The sequence below is a fragment of the Serratia sp. CY37869 genome (genome assembly GCF_052168895.1).
GTDB classification, from domain to species: Bacteria; Pseudomonadota; Gammaproteobacteria; order Enterobacterales; family Enterobacteriaceae; genus Serratia; species Serratia ureilytica.
Genome location: NZ_JBJNLU010000002.1, coordinates 908619 through 928079 on the forward strand (window position 1 = coordinate 908619; position 19461 = coordinate 928079).

The window sequence follows — 19461 nt, forward strand, 5'->3', positions numbered from 1 at the left end:
GGGGTTTTACGCTGGAGCTCCACGTATTCCTAAAGCGGCGGCAAAGTCACAGTTTTTTTAAGGATAAAGGCCATAATTCAGCGAGTTATCTGTCACGGAGAAATCTAATGAAATCAGTGAAACTCAGCGTGTTAACCCTTTTGTTGACCGGCGTCAGCGCCTCGGCGCTGGCGCTGCCCAACATCACCCTGCTGGCGACCGGCGGCACCATCGCCGGCGGCGGCGATTCGGCGACGAAATCCAACTATACCGCGGGCAAACTGGGCGTCGAGGCGCTGGTCGATGCGGTGCCGGCGCTGAAGAACATCGCCAACGTGCAGGGGGAGCAGGTGGTTAACATCGGCTCGCAGGACATGAACGATCAGGTCTGGCTGACGTTGGCGAAGAAAATTGACGCCGACTGCGGCAAAACCGACGGCTTCGTCATCACCCACGGCACCGATACTCTGGAAGAGACGGCCTATTTCCTCGATCTGACGGTGAAGTGCGACAAGCCGGTAGTGCTGGTCGGGGCGATGCGGCCGGCGACGGCGATGAGCGCCGACGGCCCGTTCAATCTGTATAACGCGGTGGTGACGGCGGCGGATCCGCAATCGGCCAACCGCGGGGTGCTGGTGGCGATGAACGACAGCGTGCTGGACGCACGGGATGTCACCAAAACCAGCACCACCGCCGTGCAAACCTTCCAGTCGCCGAACTTCGGCCCGCTCGGGTATATCCACAACGGCAAGATCGATTATCAGCGTTCGCCACAGCGCAAGCACACCCGGGAGACGCCGTTCGACGTCAGCAAGCTGAACGAACTGCCGAAGGTCGGCATCATTTACAACTACGCCAACGCCTCCGATGCGCCGGTCAAGGCGTTGATCGCCGAAGGGTACCAGGGCATCGTCAGCGCCGGGGTCGGCAACGGCAACCTGTATAAAACCGTGTTCGACACCCTGGCGACGGCGGCGCACAGCGGCGTGGCGGTAGTGCGTTCTTCGCGCGTGCCGACCGGCGCCACCACGGAGGATGCGGAAGTGGACGACGCCAAGTACGGCTTCGTGGCCGCCGGCACGCTGAATCCGCAAAAGGCCCGCATTCTGCTGCAGCTGGCGTTGACGCAAACCAAAGATGCGAAGCAGATCCAGCAAATGTTCAATCAGTACTGATCGTTTTCTCTCCTGCGGGGGCCGTCCGGGCTCCCGCAGCCATCTCGGCTGAATACAGCATAAAACACCGCGTTAACCCGCTGAATTTCCCCATGTCGCAGGGTTTTATCGTCCAAAAAAACGCGCCGACCGCAGAGCCTGTCATCACCCGGTGCGCCTGTTTGCCGCCGGCGGGCGAATAAGCGTTGCAGCCATGGGGCGTGAGTGATAAAACCGAAGGGTTGGTTAACGCGAGCGTTAACTTCGGGCGTCTTTTCGACAGGTCGCTTTTCTGCGGCGAACAGTGAATGTGGTGAGGGGAAATGACTCAGGTTTATAATTTTAGCTCTGGCCCGGCGATGCTGCCGGTGGAAGTGTTGCGTCGTGCGGAACAGGAACTGTGCAACTGGCACGGCCTGGGAACGTCAGTGATGGAGATCAGTCACCGCAGCAAAGAATTCATCGCCGTTGCCGAGCAGGCGGAACAGGATCTGCGCGATCTGCTGAAAGTCCCCTCCAACTATAAAGTGCTGTTTTGCCACGGCGGCGCCCGCGCGCAATTCGCCGCGCTGCCGCTGAACCTGCTGGGCGACAAGGCCACCGCCGACTACATCGACGGCGGCTATTGGGCGCATAGCGCCATCAAGGAAGCGGAAAAGTATTGCACCCCGAACGTCATCGACGTGAAAACCCGCATCGACGGCCTGAGCGGCATCAAGCCGATGAAAGAGTGGCAGCTGAGCAACGACGCGGCTTACGTGCATTATTGCCCAAATGAAACCATCGACGGCGTAGCCATCGATGAAACGCCGGACTTCGGCGACAAAGTGGTGATCGGCGATTACTCCTCGACCATTCTGTCCCGCCCGCTCGACGTCAGCCGCTTCGGCGTGATTTACGCCGGCGCGCAGAAAAATATCGGCCCGGCCGGCCTGACGCTGGTGATCGTGCGCGACGATCTGCTGGGCAAGGCGCGCAAAGAAGTGCCGTCTATCCTCGATTACACTGTGCTGGCCGAGAACGATTCGATGTTCAACACCCCGCCGACCTTCGCCTGGTACCTGTCCGGGCTGGTATTCAAATGGCTGAAAGAGCAGGGCGGCCTGATGGAGATGCAAAAACGCAATCAGGCCAAGGCCGAGCTGCTGTACGCGACCATCGATAAATCCGACTTCTACCGCAGCCAGGTGGCGATCGCCAACCGCTCGTGGATGAACGTGCCGTTCCAGCTGGCCGATGCGGCGCTGGATAAGGTGTTCCTCAGCGAAGCCGAGGCCATCGGCCTGCAGGCGCTGAAAGGCCACCGGGTAGTTGGCGGTATGCGCGCTTCTATTTACAATGCGATGCCGCTGGCCGGCGTACAGGCGCTGACCGACTTTATGACCGATTTCGAGCGTCGTCACGGTTGATCCCGTCAGCTCGCCGGGCGCGGGCTGACCAAGCTGTTGTCCTTTTGCATTAAAGCGGCTCCGGCATTATTCCGGAGCCGTTTCGTTTATCAGAATTGGAGAGTTTTGTTCACATGGTGGATTCCCTGACTTTACAACCGGTCGCCCTGGTCAATGGCACCGTCAACTTACCCGGCTCGAAGAGCGTTTCTAACCGCGCTCTGCTGCTGGCGGCGCTGGCGGAGGGAACGACCCGGCTGACCAACCTGCTGGACAGCGACGATGTGCGTCATATGCTGAATGCGCTGCAGGCGTTGGGCGTGAACTACCAGCTTTCCGCCGACCGCACCGTGTGTGAAGTGACCGGCGTGGCCGGGCCGCTGGTGGCCGACCAGCCGCTGGAACTGTTCCTCGGCAATGCCGGCACCGCGATGCGACCACTGGCGGCGGCGCTGTGCCTTGGTGAAGGTGATGTGGTGCTGACCGGGGAACCCCGTATGAAAGAACGTCCGATCGGCCATCTGGTGGACGCGTTGCGCCAGGGCGGGGCGCAGATTGATTACCTCGAGCAGACCGATTACCCGCCGATTCGCCTGCGTGGCGGCTTCCAGGGCGGCGACGTCACCGTTGACGGCAGCGTCTCCAGCCAGTTCCTGACCGCGTTGCTGATGACCGCGCCGCTGGCGCCGCAGGATACGCAAATCCACATCAAAGGCGAGCTGGTTTCCAAGCCGTACATCGACATCACGCTGCACCTGATGCGCACCTTCGGCGTATCGGCGAGCCACGACAATTACCGGGTGTTCCATATTCAGGGGCGCCAGACGTATATCGCGCCGGGCGACTATCTGGTTGAAGGCGACGCTTCTTCCGCGTCCTACTTCCTGGCGGCGGCGGCGATCAAAGGTGGCACCGTGCGCGTGACCGGCATCGGCCGCAAAAGCGTGCAGGGCGACACCAAGTTTGCCGATGTGCTGGAGAAGATGGGGGCGCGCATCACCTGGGGCGACGATTTTATCGAGTGCAGCCGCGGTGAACTGCGCGGCATCGATATGGACATGAACCACATTCCGGATGCGGCGATGACCATCGCCACCGCGGCGCTGTTCGCCGAGGGGCCGACCACCATCCGCAATATCTACAACTGGCGGGTAAAGGAAACTGACCGTCTGGCGGCGATGGCCACCGAGCTGCGTAAAGTGGGGGCGGAAGTGGACGAAGGCGAAGACTACATTCACGTCGTGCCGCCGGCCAAGCTGCAGTTCGCCGAGATCGGCACCTACAACGATCACCGCATGGCGATGTGCTTCTCGTTGGTGGCGCTGTCGGATACCCCGGTCACGATCCTCGATCCGAAGTGCACCGCGAAAACCTTCCCGGACTATTTCGAACAGCTGGCGCGCATCAGCCAGCCGGCGTAACCGTCAGATCATTTCTTTTAAGGCCCCTTTGCGGGCCTTTATCGTTTTTAACCCCCGGCGACCGGCGTTTCTTCTATACTTTTTCGCGGTTGTGCGCTTATTTTCAACAACCGGACAGTTCCAGGGTAACAGATCGCCGTAGGGCAGCGTATAATACGCCACCGTATTTGCCCCTGATTGGGCAGGTGACAGAGCGCCCGGGCTTCGAGTCGAAGCGCGCCGTGTCTCTGTGAGGTTTTCTACCTGAAGGAGAGAGAAATGACGGCTACAGCCCCGGTGATAACCGTTGATGGACCAAGTGGCGCAGGCAAAGGCACGCTGTGTAAAGCGTTGGCCGAGTCCCTTGGTTGGCGTTTGCTGGATTCCGGCGCGATCTATCGCGTGCTGGCGCTGGCGGCGTTGCATCATCAGGTGGATATCACTTCTGAGGAAGCGCTGGTTCCGCTGGCCGCACATCTCGATGTTCGCTTCGTTGCCCAGGACGGCAAGCTGCAAGTGATTTTGGAAGGTGAGGACGTCAGCAATGAGATCCGCACCGAAACCGTCGGCAACACCGCGTCGCAAGCGGCGGCGTTTCCGCGCGTGCGCGAGGCGCTGCTGCGCCGCCAGCGCGCGTTTCGCGAGGCCCCCGGCCTGATTGCCGATGGCCGCGACATGGGCACGGTGGTGTTCCCGGACGCGCCGGTCAAGATTTTCCTCGACGCCAGCTCGGAGGAGCGCGCGCACCGCCGCATGCTGCAGTTGCAGGAAAAGGGCTTTAATGTTAACTTTGAACGTCTTTTAGCCGAGATAAAGGAACGGGACGACCGTGACCGTAATCGGCCTATCGCGCCTCTGGTGCCCGCTTCTGACGCCCTCGTGCTGGATTCTACCAGCATGTCGATTGAAGAAGTGATCCGGCAGGCGTTGACGTATGCACAGAAAGTGTTGGCGTTGCCGCAGCAATAAGCGCGGCGGCGCTATTGGCTTTTTGTCATATTTGTCATAGCGGTATCGCAATATATCGGGTAAAATTTTACCCCTGTAACCTTAAACCCTGTCGGCATGGAGCCAATGGCGGGGTATGTGAAACAACCCCATTCGGCGGGACGCTAAATGGACGTTAAACTAAAGAACCCTGAAGATTAACAACATGACTGAATCTTTCGCTCAACTCTTTGAAGAATCCTTAAAAGAAATCGAAACCCGCCCGGGTTCCATCGTTCGTGGCGTCGTTGTTGCTATCGACAAAGATATCGTACTGGTTGACGCCGGTCTGAAATCTGAGTCTGCCATCCCGGCTGAGCAATTCAAAAACGCCCAGGGCGAGCTGGAAATCCAGGTTGGTGACGAAGTTGACGTTGCTCTGGATGCTGTTGAAGACGGCTTCGGTGAAACCCTGCTGTCCCGTGAGAAAGCTAAGCGTCACGAAGCTTGGATCACGCTGGAAAAAGCCTACGAAGAAGCTGAGACTGTAACCGGTGTTATCAACGGCAAAGTGAAGGGTGGCTTCACCGTCGAGCTGAACGGCATCCGCGCGTTCCTGCCAGGTTCCCTGGTTGACGTGCGTCCGGTACGTGACACTCTGCACCTGGAAGGCAAAGAGCTTGAGTTCAAAGTCATCAAGCTGGATCAGAAGCGCAACAACGTTGTCGTTTCTCGCCGTGCGGTTATCGAATCCGAGAACAGCGCTGAGCGCGATCAACTGCTGGAAAACCTGCAGGAAGGCATGGAAGTTAAAGGTATCGTTAAGAACCTCACTGACTACGGTGCATTCGTTGATCTGGGCGGCGTAGACGGCCTGCTGCACATCACTGACATGGCTTGGAAGCGCGTTAAGCATCCAAGCGAAATCGTCAACGTTGGCGATGAAATCACTGTTAAAGTGCTGAAGTTCGACCGCGAGCGTACTCGTGTATCCCTGGGCCTGAAACAGCTGGGCGAAGATCCATGGGTTGCTATCGCGAAACGTTACCCAGAAGGCACCAAGCTGACTGGCCGTGTAACCAACCTGACTGATTACGGCTGCTTCGTGGAAATCGAAGAAGGCGTTGAAGGTCTGGTACACGTTTCTGAAATGGATTGGACCAACAAAAACATCCATCCGTCCAAAGTTGTTAACGTGGGCGACGTAGTGGAAGTGATGGTTCTGGACATCGATGAAGAACGTCGTCGTATCTCCCTGGGCCTGAAGCAGTGCAAATCCAACCCATGGCAGCAGTTCGCAGAGACCCACAACAAGGGCGACCGCGTTGAAGGTAAAATCAAGTCTATCACTGACTTCGGTATCTTCATCGGCCTGGACGGCGGCATCGACGGCCTGGTTCACCTGTCTGACATCTCCTGGAACGTTGCAGGCGAAGAAGCAGTACGTGAATACAAGAAAGGCGACGAAATCGCTGCGGTTGTTCTGCAAGTTGACGCAGAGCGCGAGCGTATCTCCCTGGGCGTGAAGCAACTGGCTGAAGACCCGTTCAATAACTACCTGTCTATGAACAAGAAAGGTGCTATTGTTACTGGTAAAGTCACTGCAGTTGACGCCAAAGGTGCTACAGTTGAATTGGCAGGCGGCGTAGAAGGTTACCTGCGTGCATCTGAAGCCTCTCGCGACCGCATTGAAGATGCAACTCTGGTTCTGAACGTAGGTGACGAAGTTGAAGCTAAATTCACCGGCGTTGACCGTAAGAACCGCGTTGTAAGCCTGTCCGTACGTGCTAAGGACGAAGCTGACGAGAAAGACGCCATCGCAACTGTTAACAACAAACAGGAAGAAGGCAACTTCTCTAACGCAATGGCTGAAGCTTTCAAAGCGGCTAAAGGCGAGTAATGACGGGGGGCGGTCTCTGACCGCCCCGATACGGTAGTTTAGCTGCAAAGCTTGGAGGTACTATGACCAAGTCTGAACTTATTGAAAGACTTGCTGGCCAGCAATCTCATATTCCGGCGAAGGCCGTTGAGGATGCAGTGAAAGAGATGCTTGAGCACATGGCCGCTACGCTGGCCGAGGGCGAACGCATTGAGATCCGCGGATTCGGCAGTTTTTCTCTTCACTACCGTGCCCCGCGTGTAGGTCGCAACCCGAAAACCGGTGACAAAGTTGAGCTGGACGGCAAGTACGTTCCTCACTTCAAACCAGGCAAAGAGTTGCGTGACCGCGCCAATATCTATGGCTAGTCGCTGACTGCTCATAGCGTTGTTGCTTGAAAAGAATATAAAACGGTGCCTGTAAGGCGCCGTTTTTTTTGCCTGCAATTCGCCGCGATATGCTAGCGAGTTGCGTACTGCGCCGCATTTACGATGTGGCTCCTGCATAGATCTCTCTTATCCTGCCATGTTCAGCGCATCTTCGTTAAAGCCCGCTGGCGGCGACGTGTCGCCTGAATGATCCTGCTTGCTTGCCGTGACGCGTCTTTGCTCATGGCGGAGCCGATGGGAGAAAAGCGATCAAAATTTCGCTGGATCTGGCGATATTCGCCGTTATCTGCGGCATCCTGCCGCTATTGGTTTTACCGCAGTTGCCTGAGCAATGGCAGCTGTGGCCGCTTTTGCTTGTTGTCTGTTTACTGCTGCGTACGCGCAGGCCATTCTGCCGTTATTTGGCCTGCCTGGGGTTGGGGTTCGCGTGGGCGGTTTTCAATGCCGGAAGCCTGATAGGGCAAATGGAGCGTTTGAGCCGCGGGCCGGAAGTGACGGCGGTGGTGCAGGTAAGCAGCATCGCGTTGAATCCGGCCGCCAGCAAGCAGACGCTAATGCGTATCGAGCGGATCGATGGCCATTGGCTGGCGCCTGCATTGATGTTTACCACACTATGGGCCCCGGAACAGCAGCGGCTGTGCGCCGGGCAGCGTTGGCAATTGAAACTGCGCTTGCGGCCGGTGCACGGCAAGCCCAATGAAGGGGGCTTCGACAGCCAACGTTGGGCGATCGCACAGCGCCAGCCGTTGACGGGCCTGGTCAGGCAGGCCCGTTTGCTGGATGGCGATTGTAGCCTGCGTCAGCGCATAATCAGCCATGCGGAAACCAACATCGGTGAGCTGCGTTACAAGGCGGTATTGTTGGCGCTGGCGTTTGGGGAGCGAACCGCGCTGGAACAGCCTTTACGCACGCTGATGCTGAAAACCGGCATTGCGCATTTAATGGCCATTTCAGGGCTTCATGTGGCGATGGTCGCCATTTTGTTCTGGGCTGCGCTGCGGGCGCTGCAGTTTTTTCTGCCCTCCCATCTGATTGGCTATCGTTTTCCCCTGGTCGCGGGCTGGGTGGCGACGCTGATCTATGTCTGGTTGGTGGGCGCCCAGCCGCCGGCGGTGCGTACCGTGTTGGCCATGACATTGTGGATGTTGCTGCGCCTGCGTGGCGTTCATTGTTCTTCCTGGCAGGTGTGGCTATGGTGTATCGGGCTGATTTTGCTGTGCGATCCGCTGGCGGTATTGTCAGACAGTTTCTGGCTATCGGTGCTGGCGGTAGGTTGCCTGATTTTTTGGTTTGAATGGGCACCGCTCGGTGAGCGATTCCGGTCGGCCTGGTATTGGGCGCCGGTGCGCTGGCTGCATATTCAGCTCGGCATGACGCTGCTGCTGGTGCCGATGCAGGCCGCGCTGTTTCTGGGCCTGACGCTGACCTCGCTACCCGCCAATCTGTGGGCGGTACCTATTGTCTCATTGGTGGCGGTGCCGCTGATTTTGCTGGCGGTGATATTTGGCTTCTTTCCCTCGTTAAGCTACGGGCTATGGTGGCTGGCGGACTTCACGCTGTACTGGGTGTTTGTGCCGCTGCATTACCTCCAACGCGGTTGGGTGGATCTGGGGGCTGCCTCGCTGCTGGCCAGCGCGGCGGGGTGGCTCATCGTCGTCTGTTGGCGCTTTCATTGGTGGCGGCGTTATGCACCGGGGCTGGCGACGATAGCGATATGCTGTGTGCTGTGGCGGGAAAAAGAGCCGGGATACCGCTGGCGAGTCGATATGCTCGATGTCGGGCACGGCTTGGCGGTGGTCATTGAGCGAAACGGCAAGGGAATACTGTACGATACCGGCGATCGTTGGCCGGGCGGCAGCGCCGCCGAACGGCATATTTTGCCAATGTTGAACTGGCGGGGGATTGAATTGGAACAGATTATTATCAGCCATGATCATCTCGATCATACCGGTGGCCTGCCGACGGTGCGACGGGCGTTTCCAGGGGCTACGATACGTAGCCCGATGCGCGGGGAGGGGCACTTGCCCTGCGTCGCCGGTGAGCGCTGGCGCTGGCAGGGGTTGCAATTCGAAGTGCTGTGGCCGCCGAAAACGAGTAAAAAGCCGGGCAATGACGACTCTTGCGTGATCCGTATCGACGACGGGAAACACAGCCTGCTGCTGACCGGCGACGCGGAAAAAAAGGCGGAGGCGCAGCTGCTCCGATTGCGGCGCGATCGCTTGGCGGCGACGGTGTTGCAGGTGGGGCATCATGGCAGCCGAACCTCTTCCACGCCGCCGTTTCTGCGCGCGGTTAATCCTCAGGCGGCATTGGCGTCAGCATCTCGTTACAACAAATGGCGTTTGCCGGCGCGTAAAGTGGTCGCCAGATACCGGGCAAATGGCATTATATGGCGCGATACGACGCGCTCCGGCCAGTTATCGGTACTTTTTTTCGACAACGATTGGCAAATTAAGGGCTTTCGCGAACAATTAATGCCCCGTTGGTACCATCAGCGGTTTGGCGTAGAGGGTGATAATGAGTAAAATAGGCCGCTATTTCTTCCGATGCTGGTATTTGCATGATGAATGATAAAGATCTCTCGACCTGGCAGACATTCCGTCGACTCTGGCCGATGATCACTCCTTTTAAGACCGGGCTGATTGTAGCCGCCATTGCGTTGATTATGAACGCAGCGGGGGACACGCTGATGCTGTCTCTGCTTAAACCGCTATTGGACGATGGGTTTGGAAAAACCGACAGCAGCGTGCTGGTGTGGATGCCGTTGGCCGTCATCGCGCTGATGTTGATGCGCGGCGTAACCAGCTTTGTTTCAAGCTACTGCATTTCCTGGGTTTCCGGCATGGTGGTGATGCAGATGCGCCGCCGCCTGTTTGGCCACATGATGAGAATGCCGGTGGCCTTCTTCGATCAACAGTCCACCGGGACCCTGTTGTCGCGCATTACCTATGATTCCGAACAGGTGGCTTCCTCCTCTTCCAGCGCGCTGGTGACCGTGGTGCGCGAAGGGGCTTCGATCATTGGCCTGTTCATCATGATGTTCTATTACAGCTGGCAGTTGTCGGTGATCCTGATCGTGCTGGCGCCGATCGTCTCCATTGCCATTCGCCTGGTGTCCAAGCGTTTCCGCAACATCAGCAAGAACATGCAGAACACGATGGGGCAGGTGACCACCAGCGCCGAACAGATGCTGAAAGGCCATAAAGAAGTGCTGATCTTCGGCGGCCAGCAGGTGGAAACCGAGCGCTTTAATTCGGTCAGCAACCGCATGCGTCAGCAAGGCATGAAGCTGGTTTCCGCGTCTTCGATTTCCGATCCGATCATTCAGCTGATCGCTTCGCTGGCGCTGGCGTTCGTGCTGTTTGCCGCCAGCTTCCCAAGCGTGATGGAAACCCTGACCGCCGGTACCATTACCGTGGTGTTCTCGTCGATGATTGCGCTGATGCGTCCGCTGAAGTCGCTGACCAACGTCAATGCCCAGTTCCAACGCGGGATGGCGGCGTGCCAGACGCTGTTCTCCATTTTGGATATGGAACAGGAAAAAGATACCGGCACCCGCGAAGTGAAGCGCGCGAAAGGCGATATCGAATTCCGCAATGTCACCTTCTACTACCCGTCCAAGGAAACGCCGGCGCTGCGTGATATCAACCTGAACATCGCCGAAGGCAAGACCGTAGCGCTGGTGGGCCGTTCCGGTTCGGGGAAATCGACCATCGCCAACCTGTTGACGCGTTTCTATGATATCCAGGAAGGCGAAATTCTGATGGATGGCCACGATCTGCGCGAATACACCCTGGCCTCACTGCGTAATCAGGTGGCCCTGGTTTCGCAAAACGTGCACCTGTTCAACGACACCATCGCCAACAATATTGCCTATGCGCGTGAGAGCGAATACAGCCGCGAGCAGATCGAAAAAGCGGCCGAAATGGCGTACGCGATGGACTTCATCAACAAGATGGAAAACGGCCTGGATACGGTGATCGGTGAAAACGGCGTCATGCTGTCCGGCGGCCAACGCCAGCGCATCGCCATCGCGCGCGCGCTGCTGCGTGACTGCCCGATCCTGATCCTGGATGAGGCGACCTCTGCGCTGGATACCGAGTCCGAGCGGGCCATTCAGGCCGCGCTGGACGAACTGCAGAAAGACCGAACTTCACTGGTGATCGCGCACCGTCTGTCGACCATTGAAAAGGCGGACGAGATCCTGGTGGTGGAAGACGGCCGCATCGTCGAACGCGGTGAGCACGCCGAGTTGCTTGAGCGGCAGGGCGCCTATGCGCAGCTGCACCGCATGCAGTTTGGTCAATAATGATTGAGCGCATCTGGTCCGGCGGTTCGCTGCTTTATCTGGCGCTATTGCCGCTCTCGTGGCTGTATGGCCTGTTCAGTTGGCTGATCCGCCTCAGTTACCGCTGCGGCCTGCGTAAAAGTTGGCGTTCGCCGGTGCCGGTCGTGGTGGTGGGTAATCTCACCGCCGGCGGCAACGGCAAAACGCCGATGGTGATCTGGCTGGTGGAGCACCTGCAGCAACGGGGCTACCGTGTTGGGGTGGTGTCGCGCGGCTACGGCGGCAAGTCGGCGGTCTATCCTCTGGTGCTGGGTCAGAATACGTCGACCCGCGAGGCGGGTGATGAGCCGGTGCTGATTTATCAGCGTACCGGGGCACCCGTGGCGATCGCACCCAAGCGCGCCGAGGCGGTGCAGGCTCTGCTGCAACAACAGCCGCTGGATGTGATCATCACCGACGACGGCTTGCAGCACTACGCTTTACAGCGTGACTTCGAGCTGGTGGTCATCGACGGTGTGCGTCGGTTCGGTAACGGCTGGTGGTTGCCGGCCGGGCCGATGCGCGAGCGCGCTGCGCGGCTTGGCAGCGTCGATGCGCGTGTCGCCAATGGCGGCGTGGCGCAGGCCGGGGAAATTGCCATGCGTCTGCAGGCGCGTGATGCGGTGAACCTGCTGAGCGGTGAACGTCGCCCGGTGGCCGAGCTGCCGCGCGTGGTGGCGATGGCGGGTATCGGCCATCCGCCGCGTTTCTTCGCGACGTTGGAAAAGTTGAACGTCGAAGTCGTGCAGGAAGTGGCGTTTGCCGATCATCAGGAATATCAGCAGGCGCAGCTGGCGGCGTTGGTTAATGCAGATCAAACGCTGTTGATGACGGAGAAGGACGCGGTGAAGTGTCGCGCCTTTGCCCAGCCCAATTGGTGGTATCTACCGGTTGATGCGGTGCTACCGTCCGCTCAGGCTGAGCAACTGCTGCAGGATATCGAGTCCCTGCTGTCTAAGTAATCTCAGGATGCCAGCGTGACAAGCCCCAAGGCTTGCGCGCAGGCTTCCAGCGAGCGCTGCTGGGTTTGCTGATACAGCGCCAGCTCGTCGATCACCTCACTGCCCAACGCTTGTTCAAACGCTGCCCGGCTTGACGCCGCATTGTACTGTGTATGGCGGCTGTCCCCCAGATTCGATTGGAAAATCCCCGCCGCGCTGACCGGCAGAAAATCTTCATATACCAGTGGCTGGAAGCGAACGTGTTCTTTCTCGATCAGTTGCTCCAGGGTGCTGTGCTTATCCAGTGATTCTTTGGCCGCCAGGCCGCATTCGGTCGGGAAATAGCGGAACCAGGCCAGCTGTTGCTCGCGCAGCGTGGCGTAATCATCCGGAAACGCCCGGAAGTTTTCTTCCAGCAGCTGATAATAGCGTTCGGCATTTTTCTCGCTCGGCGGCGCCTGCAGCGCATCGTTGGTGGCCTTCAGCAGGCGGTCGTAGAGTTCTCTTCCTTTAGTCGTCAGCGCCACACCGCGCTGTTCAATCTCGCCGAAGCGCGCGGTATGATGACCGGCGACGACGCGGCCGTCATGCTCGACGAAATCGACGCGTTCTTCCAACGCCTTGAAGCTGGTCTGGCGCAGCAGGATCGCGCGACGGCGACGCGGCGGGCCCTCGATGACCGCCTTGGGCGTAATGCCGCGGGCGGGCATCGCCTGCTGAACGCGATCGATATCCAGCGTGCGCGGTGTCAGATGATTGATATGCGGCCCTTTAAACGCCACCACGTCGGCGATCAGGCGATGCTGATCGTGCAACTGCCGGTATTCTTCGGCGCTGACCGTCGCCTGGTTGTGCCAGCGGAAGGTTTCCAGCGCTTGTTCGACAAATTCTTGCGCCTGCACCTCATTCAGCCCGCCTTGCGCTTCCTGCAGCGCGATCAGTTCCAACGCGCGATCGGTAAAGATGCGGCGGCGCGCCAGCAAGCGCTCAGCCAGCTCACGCAGCGCGGGATCTTCTATCAGCTCCAGGCGCAGCAGGGAGGTAAACACGCGGAACGGACTGATTTGCAGGGCGTCTTCGTGTACGGCGCGAAAGGCGGTCGAGTGCACGGGAACGCCCGCCACCGACAGATCATAGTAACCGACCGGCGCCATGCCCATCACCCGGAACAGACGGCGCAGGGTGGCCAGTTCGTCCGCCGTGCCGACCCGGATCGCGCCGTGGCGCTCCATCGCAAGGCGTTCGATCTCGCCGGTGATTTGCAGTTGATGAGCCAGTGCGGCATCTTCGCGCAGAACCTGTCGGTTGGTTTCCGCCACCAGTTCCAGCAGATCGCCGTACAGCGGTACCTCCTTTTGGTACATGTCCGACATCGCGTGAGAGAATCTGGCGCGGATTTCATTAGGTGAAACGAACTGCTGGGCGGTCATGCGCATAGCTCCTTGATTCAGCATAATCTGAAAAATAGTGTTTTTAGCGGCAAAAGTGCTGGCGAAAAAGCCGTATGCCTTGTTTTCCCCTCAAGTTTAGCCATCTGATTTGGGATTTGTTATAGACGTGGCAAGCATATTAGAGTTTTATGCGTTAGCTCTCATTTGCAGCGCACGGACGGACAAATGATGCCCCGGTGAGGAGGGGAATGCGATGGTTCGGCCGCGGCGAGCGTTAAATTAAGTCATGCATATTCAGAGGGATAAAAATAAATTCGGCGTATTTATGAATTTAATGCAATAAACCCCTTGTGCATTCACCATTTTTATGAGTAAATGCAAGTCGGCCTGTAATCCAGACCTATTTATGTTCGAGTTTAGAGTTAAGCAGTTCCTCCAAAAACGTTATCATCCGATTCCGCTTCAAAGACGAACCTTCTAAGTACCTCCCATAAGTAATGTTTCTGAAATGGCCGCAATTGCCTCTTATGGCAGATTTTGTAAATATATTTAAAGGTAAAAGTAATGTCTAAGAAGACGGGTCAAGTTAAGTGGTTCAACGAAAGCAAAGGTTTTGGTTTCATTGAGCAGCACGATGGCGGCAAAGATGTATTCGTACACTTCTCCGCAATCATGACCGACGGTTTCAAGACCCTGGCTGAAGGCCAGCGCGTCGAGTACACCATCCAGGACAGCCCGCGCGGGCCGGCTGCCGCCAACGTAGTTGCTCTGTAAGAAGACAGGGAACGCGTATAAAGAGATCTTAATACAACCATGGTGACGCTCAGCGCTGAGTCATGCGGAAGATATTAAGTTCAACAAGCCCGCCTTAGTGCGGGTTTTTTAATTTTTTGCTCACGAGAGGTTTGTTACGAAAAACTTTAGGATGGGCTGGTAGCGTCCAGACAATATAAAAAATGACGTTGTCAAGGATGCTCAAGTAAAAGGATATAAGTTATGTTTAAAAATACTGTGTTAAAAATGGGCCGTGTGAAATGGTTTAATCAGGCCGAAGGCTATGGTTTTATTTCACCGGTAGATGGCAGCGACGAAATCTATGTCAATCGCAACGCTATCGCCAACACCAAAAATAAGTCGTTGAACGAAGGTCAGAACGTTGAGTTCTCGATCTATCGCAGCTCGCATGGGCTGTCCGCGGCAGACGTTATCGCGTTCTGATCGCATCCTCCTTCCTCGCCAGTGCCGGTGTCGCCACCCGTAAGCACTGGCGAAGATAAATCCCGCGATATCCACTATTATCAGGCCATTGCCTACTCGCCACGGATATCAGGATGACCACCCCGACCCTTTCCCTTACCGCCGCTCGCGCGCTGCACCTTGCCGCCCAGGGGCTGCTTTCTCCGCTTAAACGCCAGGCTCGGCCCGATGATGTCGTGAGTGCGATCCAGCGCATGGGGCTGTTACAAATCGATACCATTAGCGTCGTTGCTCGCAGCCCGTATCTGGTGCTGTTCAGCCGTTTGGGAGCCTATCAGCCGGAGTGGCTTGAACAGGCGCTCGCCGGCCGCAAGCTGTTCGAGTATTGGGCGCACGAGGCCTGTTTCCTGCCGATCGAAGATTTTGGTCTGCTGCGCCACCGCATGCTGGCGCCGCATGATATGGGCTGGAAATACTCCGCCGACTGGGTGCAGCAGCACCAGGCCGCGATGGACAGCTTGCTGCGGCACATCGAACAACAGGGGCCGGTGCGCTCCGCGGATTTCAGCGCCGAGAAGAAGGGCAACAGCGGGTGGTGGGACTGGAAACCAGAGAAACGGCATCTGGAGATCCTGTTTACCGCCGGCAAGCTGATGGTGGCCGAACGTCGCAACTTCCACCGGGTTTACGATCTGACCGAAAGGCTGCTGCCGGCCTGGGACGATGCGCGGCATGCGCTGCCCGTGGAGCAGGCGCGCCGGCAGATGCTGTGCCGCACCTGCCGCTATCTGGGCATTTTCCGCGCCGAGTGGTTGGCGGACTACTATCGGCTGAAGCGCGTGGCGCCAAAAGCCTTGCTGGCAGCGCTGCAGGAACAGGGCGAGATTACGCCGGTGTGGGTCGAGGGGCTGGAAGGGCCGTTTTATGTGCATGAATCACTGGCGGAACTGCTGCCGCTGGCGGAGCAGGGCAAACTCAAATCGACGGTCACCAGCCTGTTGTCGCCTTTTGATCCGGTGGTGTGGGATCGTCGTCGGGCGCTGGAGCTGTTCAACTTTGACTATCGGCTGGAGTGTTACACGCCGAAAGAAAAACGCCGCTACGGTTACTTCACGTTGCCAGTGCTGCATCGAGGCGACCTGGTGGGGCGGATTGATGCCAAGGCTCACCGACGCCAGGGCATCTTCGAGATCATCAGTTTCCATGCGGAGCCGCAGGTGCGCTTCGGCAAACAGCGAACGCAGGATATCCGGCAAGCCATCGCGCGCACGGCTCATTGGCACGGCGCGCAACGCGTTGCGCTGGGCGACATTCCGGCGGCGTTGGCCGCTGAATGGGGAGCCGGCTGGGAAGTGGGATAACGAGCGACGCCGTCGGTGGGGTAAAACGAAGTTAAGCGCCGCTCGTTACAAAGGGGGCTCAGTGGCTGAAGTTAGCGAACAGAGCGATGATTTTATGCAGACGTTTGATCACGTATTACGGTCTTTTTTGTGATTTTAATCACAAAATTCTACGCCGTGTGGCGCCGCAGTTCAAGCCATTGCGCGGGCGCCATGAGGAAATATCGGCGGCTTGGCGCCGCCGATGATTAACCTGAGGCCGGGCGTTATGCTATCCTCACAGCCTTCCCAGATGACCTATCCCCTTGCGGAGGATGCATGGACCACCGTTTACTCGAAATCGTTGCCTGCCCGGTATGCAACGGCAAACTCTATTTCAATAAAGAAAACCAGGAGCTGGTGTGCAAAGCGGACGGGTTGGCTTACCCGCTGCGCGACGGCATTCCGGTGCTGTTGGAAAATGAAGCGCGTGCGCTGTCGCTGGACGAGAAGCACGCATGAGTTTTATCGCTATTATTCCCGCCCGCTACGCCTCAACCCGTTTGCCGGGCAAACCGCTGGCCGATATTCACGGCAAGCCGATGGTGGTGCACGTGATGGAACGCGCCCGTGAGTCCGGCGCCAGCCGCGTCATCGTGGCGACCGATCACCCTGAAGTTGCCAAAGCGGTAGAAGCCGCCGGCGGCGAAGTGTGCATGACCAGCCCGGATCACCATTCCGGCACTGAGCGTTTGGCGGAAGTGATCGCGCACTACGGCTTTGCCGACGACCAGATCATCGTTAACGTGCAGGGCGATGAGCCGCTGATCCCACCCGTTATCGTGCGGCAGGTGGCGGAAAACCTGGCGGGCAGCCAGGCCGGCATGGCGACGTTGGCGGTGCCGATCGACAGCGCCGAAGAGGCATTCAACCCCAATGCGGTGAAGGTCGTGATGGACGCGCAGGGTTACGCGCTCTACTTCTCGCGCGCCACCATTCCCTGGGATCGCGAGCGTTTCGCCGCGTCGAAGGAGAGCATCGGCGACAGCCTGCTGCGCCACATCGGCATCTATGCGTACCGCGCCGGTTTCGTGCGTCGCTACGTCAGCTGGGCGCCGAGCCAGCTGGAGCAGATCGAGCTGTTGGAACAGCTGCGCGTGCTGTGGTACGGTGAAAAAATCCACGTGGCGGTCGCGAAAGCGGTCCCGAGCGTGGGGGTCGATACGCCGGAAGATCTCCAGCGCGTGCGCGACAGCATTCAACCCTGAGCCTGATTTCGTCGGCGCGGCGCGCAACGCGCCGACGATGCAATACCTCCCATTATTGATCCCCGTTTTGTTGATCTGCGTTGAAGAATTTTTCCGCTCACCGTTCGATGATGTTACGCATACCCCCCTTATTAGCCTGAGGTGAATGCCTTATGGAGCAGTTACGCGCCGAACTGAGCATCGTGCTGGGTGAGTCCGTCAGCCGGCTGGAGCGGGTGAGCGAACAGCCTTATGCGCACATGTATTCACTGTACGATCGCCAGGGCAACGCCATCCCGCTGATGGCGAAAAGCTTTATCTGCCAGGGCATCGCCCAGCAGGAGGCGTACAAGCTGTCGATGCTGGCGCGCGACGGGGATATCCGCCTGCCCACGGTGTACGGCGTGGTATGCACCCACCAGGCGCCGTATACGGAAATCCTGCTGATCGAGCGTCTGCGCGGCGTGTCGGCCGAAGCGCCAACGCGTTCGCCGGATCGCTGGAACATGTTAATGGAGCAGATCGTTGACGGGATGTTGGCCTGGCACCGCATCGACAGCCATGGCAGCGTCGGCACCGTTGACAGTACGCAGGAGAATGACTGGTTTTGCTGGTATCAACAGCGGGTCGAAGTGCTGTGGGCGACGGTGGTCAATCTCACTACCCCGCAGCTGACCATGGCAGATCGGCGTTTGCTGTACCGCACGCGCGAAGCGCTGACCCATTTCTTCGTCGGTTTCGACGATCCCTGTGTCCTGGTGCACGGTAACCTGTCGCTGCGCAGCATGTTGAAAGATCCCAAAAGCGATCAGCTGTTGGCGATGCTTAATCCCGGTGTGGTGCTGTGGGCGCCGCGCGAATACGATCTTTTCCGCCTCTGCGAAGCGGGCATGCCCAGCCAACTGTTGTTCAGCTATCTGCAGCGGGCGCCGGTCGCCGACGCTTTCCTGGCGCGGCGCTGGCTGTACGTGGTGTGGGAAGCGGTAGGGCGTTTGATCCATACCGGCAAGCTGGAGCGGCAGCCGTTCGACTATGCGTCGCAACAGCTGCTGCCCTGGCTGGCCGGTTGAACGGGGCCTTACTCGGCGCCGGCGCTATCCACGCCTTTCAGCCGTTGCCACAGGCTGCCCAGCGTTTCATACCAGGCGCGCTCGGTATGGCCGAGGAACATGGACGACGGCGTGGCGCGATCCCAGATATTCAGCGGCGAGTCGATCGCCAATTGGTTGGCCGGGGCCGGGATCGGGTGCAGGCCCTTAGCCTCGAAGAAACGCATGGCGCGCGGCAGATGGTTGGCGGAAGTCACCAGAAGGAAGGGGTGTTCGCCGACCAACTTGGCTACCTGAGCGGCTTCTTCCTCGGTATCGCGCGGTTCCCCCAGGATCACTATGTCGCTGCGCGGCACGCCCAGGCTTTCCGCTACCAGCGCTGCCGTGGCGGCGTTGCTCTGCATGCGTCCGCCGGGCGCGCCGGTAAACACCATCCTGGCGCCAGGGTGCGCCAGATAGAGCCGCACGCCCTCCGTCACGCGCGGCAGACTGTTGCCGAGCAGGTTCGAGCTGGGTGCCCAGTCGGGATTGTAGGTATAGCCTCCGCCCAACACCACGATGTAGCTGACCGCATCGTTGCCGCGATATGTCTGGTATTCGGCTTCGATCGGCCGCAGCAGGCGGTCGGCCACCGGTTGCAGGCTGAAAAGCAGTAAAAACAGCCAGCTCAGCGTGAAAATCGTCTTACCGCTTTTTTGCCAGCGGGTGAACCACAGCAGCAGCAGCGCCAGCCCCATCAGCAGCATCAACAGCGGCAGCGGCATCAGCAGAGCGCCAAAGAACTTTTTCAGGTTGAACAGCATCGAAAATCAGATCCTTTTGAGTGAAAAAACGGCATCCAGGCATAAACAGGCCGCAAGAAGATACATTCTAA

At 58.3% G+C, this 19461-nt stretch carries 17 protein-coding genes; 15 read left to right on the forward strand and 2 right to left on the reverse strand.

All coding sequences use genetic code 11. From position 1 onward, the window contains the following. Nucleotides 1-107 precede the first annotated feature (107 nt). The 9 genes from ansB (at nucleotide 108) to lpxK (ending at nucleotide 12405) form a co-directional block, all read left to right on the forward strand. Nucleotides 108-1154, forward strand: coding sequence for an L-asparaginase 2 (gene ansB, locus ACJ8J1_RS14700; protein ID WP_033642560.1), 1047 nt, complete (start codon nucleotides 108-110; stop codon nucleotides 1152-1154). A 302-nt stretch (nucleotides 1155-1456) separates the two neighbouring features. Further along, nucleotides 1457-2542, forward strand: coding sequence for a 3-phosphoserine/phosphohydroxythreonine transaminase (gene serC / locus ACJ8J1_RS14705; RefSeq protein ID WP_033642561.1), 1086 nt, complete (start codon nucleotides 1457-1459; stop codon nucleotides 2540-2542). A gap of 113 nt (nucleotides 2543-2655) precedes the next feature. Further along, nucleotides 2656-3942, forward strand: a complete 1287-nt coding sequence (aroA, locus tag ACJ8J1_RS14710; RefSeq protein WP_033642562.1) for a 3-phosphoshikimate 1-carboxyvinyltransferase — start codon at nucleotides 2656-2658, stop codon at nucleotides 3940-3942. Nucleotides 3943-4200: 258 nt separating this feature from the next. Beyond that, a complete protein-coding gene (gene cmk, locus ACJ8J1_RS14715; RefSeq protein WP_004928270.1) occupies nucleotides 4201-4890 on the forward strand; it encodes a (d)CMP kinase in 690 nt (229 codons plus the stop codon). 184 nt (nucleotides 4891-5074) lie between these two features. Then, complete coding sequence (gene rpsA, locus ACJ8J1_RS14720; RefSeq protein ID WP_004928267.1) at nucleotides 5075-6748, forward strand: 30S ribosomal protein S1; 1674 nt, start codon at nucleotides 5075-5077, stop codon at nucleotides 6746-6748. A gap of 62 nt (nucleotides 6749-6810) precedes the next feature. Beyond that, on the forward strand, nucleotides 6811-7095 hold the full coding sequence (ihfB, locus tag ACJ8J1_RS14725; protein ID WP_004928264.1) for an integration host factor subunit beta: 285 nt from the start codon (nucleotides 6811-6813) through the stop codon (nucleotides 7093-7095). Between the two features lie 269 nt (nucleotides 7096-7364). Next, entirely contained in the window at nucleotides 7365-9641 is a 2277-nt protein-coding gene (locus tag ACJ8J1_RS14730) for a ComEC family protein (RefSeq protein WP_405053041.1), read from the forward strand. 35 nt (nucleotides 9642-9676) lie between these two features. Continuing rightward, a complete protein-coding gene (gene msbA / locus ACJ8J1_RS14735) occupies nucleotides 9677-11425 on the forward strand; it encodes a lipid A ABC transporter ATP-binding protein/permease MsbA (RefSeq protein ID WP_033642563.1) in 1749 nt (582 codons plus the stop codon). Next, nucleotides 11425-12405 carry a tetraacyldisaccharide 4'-kinase gene (lpxK, locus tag ACJ8J1_RS14740; RefSeq protein WP_033642564.1) on the forward strand — a complete coding sequence of 327 codons (981 nt, stop codon included), beginning with the start codon at nucleotides 11425-11427 and terminating at the stop codon, nucleotides 12403-12405. Before msbA ends, lpxK begins: the two co-directional genes overlap by 1 nt. A 2-nt stretch (nucleotides 12406-12407) precedes the next feature. On the opposite strand, the gene hglS is transcribed toward lpxK, so the two are convergent. Beyond that, a complete protein-coding gene (gene hglS, locus ACJ8J1_RS14745) occupies nucleotides 12408-13814 on the reverse strand; it encodes a 2-oxoadipate dioxygenase/decarboxylase HglS (RefSeq protein WP_033642565.1) in 1407 nt (468 codons plus the stop codon). A gap of 525 nt (nucleotides 13815-14339) precedes the next feature. Here hglS and cspE point away from each other — a divergent pair. The 6 genes from cspE (at nucleotide 14340) to ACJ8J1_RS14775 (ending at nucleotide 18608) form a co-directional block, all read left to right on the forward strand. Next, nucleotides 14340-14549 carry a transcription antiterminator/RNA stability regulator CspE gene (cspE, locus tag ACJ8J1_RS14750; protein WP_004928244.1) on the forward strand — a complete coding sequence of 70 codons (210 nt, stop codon included), beginning with the start codon at nucleotides 14340-14342 and terminating at the stop codon, nucleotides 14547-14549. A gap of 222 nt (nucleotides 14550-14771) precedes the next feature. After that, the gene (locus ACJ8J1_RS14755) at nucleotides 14772-14993 is read left to right on the forward strand and encodes a cold-shock protein (RefSeq protein ID WP_004928241.1); all 222 of its coding nucleotides are present in this window, start codon (nucleotides 14772-14774) and stop codon (nucleotides 14991-14993) included. A 113-nt stretch (nucleotides 14994-15106) separates the two neighbouring features. Further along, nucleotides 15107-16333, forward strand: coding sequence for a winged helix-turn-helix domain-containing protein (locus ACJ8J1_RS14760; RefSeq protein WP_033642566.1), 1227 nt, complete (start codon nucleotides 15107-15109; stop codon nucleotides 16331-16333). A 297-nt stretch (nucleotides 16334-16630) separates the two neighbouring features. Beyond that, nucleotides 16631-16813, forward strand: a complete 183-nt coding sequence (locus ACJ8J1_RS14765; protein ID WP_004928237.1) for a Trm112 family protein — start codon at nucleotides 16631-16633, stop codon at nucleotides 16811-16813. Beyond that, nucleotides 16810-17559: a 3-deoxy-manno-octulosonate cytidylyltransferase gene (kdsB, locus tag ACJ8J1_RS14770; protein WP_033642567.1), complete on the forward strand. Its 750-nt coding sequence runs from the start codon at nucleotides 16810-16812 to the stop codon at nucleotides 17557-17559. The genes ACJ8J1_RS14765 and kdsB overlap by 4 nt, the downstream gene beginning before the upstream one ends. A 152-nt stretch (nucleotides 17560-17711) precedes the next feature. Beyond that, entirely contained in the window at nucleotides 17712-18608 is an 897-nt protein-coding gene (locus tag ACJ8J1_RS14775) for a YcbJ family phosphotransferase (RefSeq protein WP_033642568.1), read from the forward strand. 8 nt (nucleotides 18609-18616) lie between these two features. Here ACJ8J1_RS14775 and elyC read toward each other — a convergent pair whose 3' ends face one another. Continuing rightward, nucleotides 18617-19390 (reverse strand): envelope biogenesis factor ElyC, encoded by a 774-nt coding sequence (gene elyC, locus ACJ8J1_RS14780; protein ID WP_033642569.1) that lies wholly within the window; start codon nucleotides 19388-19390, stop codon nucleotides 18617-18619. Between the last annotated feature and the right edge of the window lie 71 nt (nucleotides 19391-19461).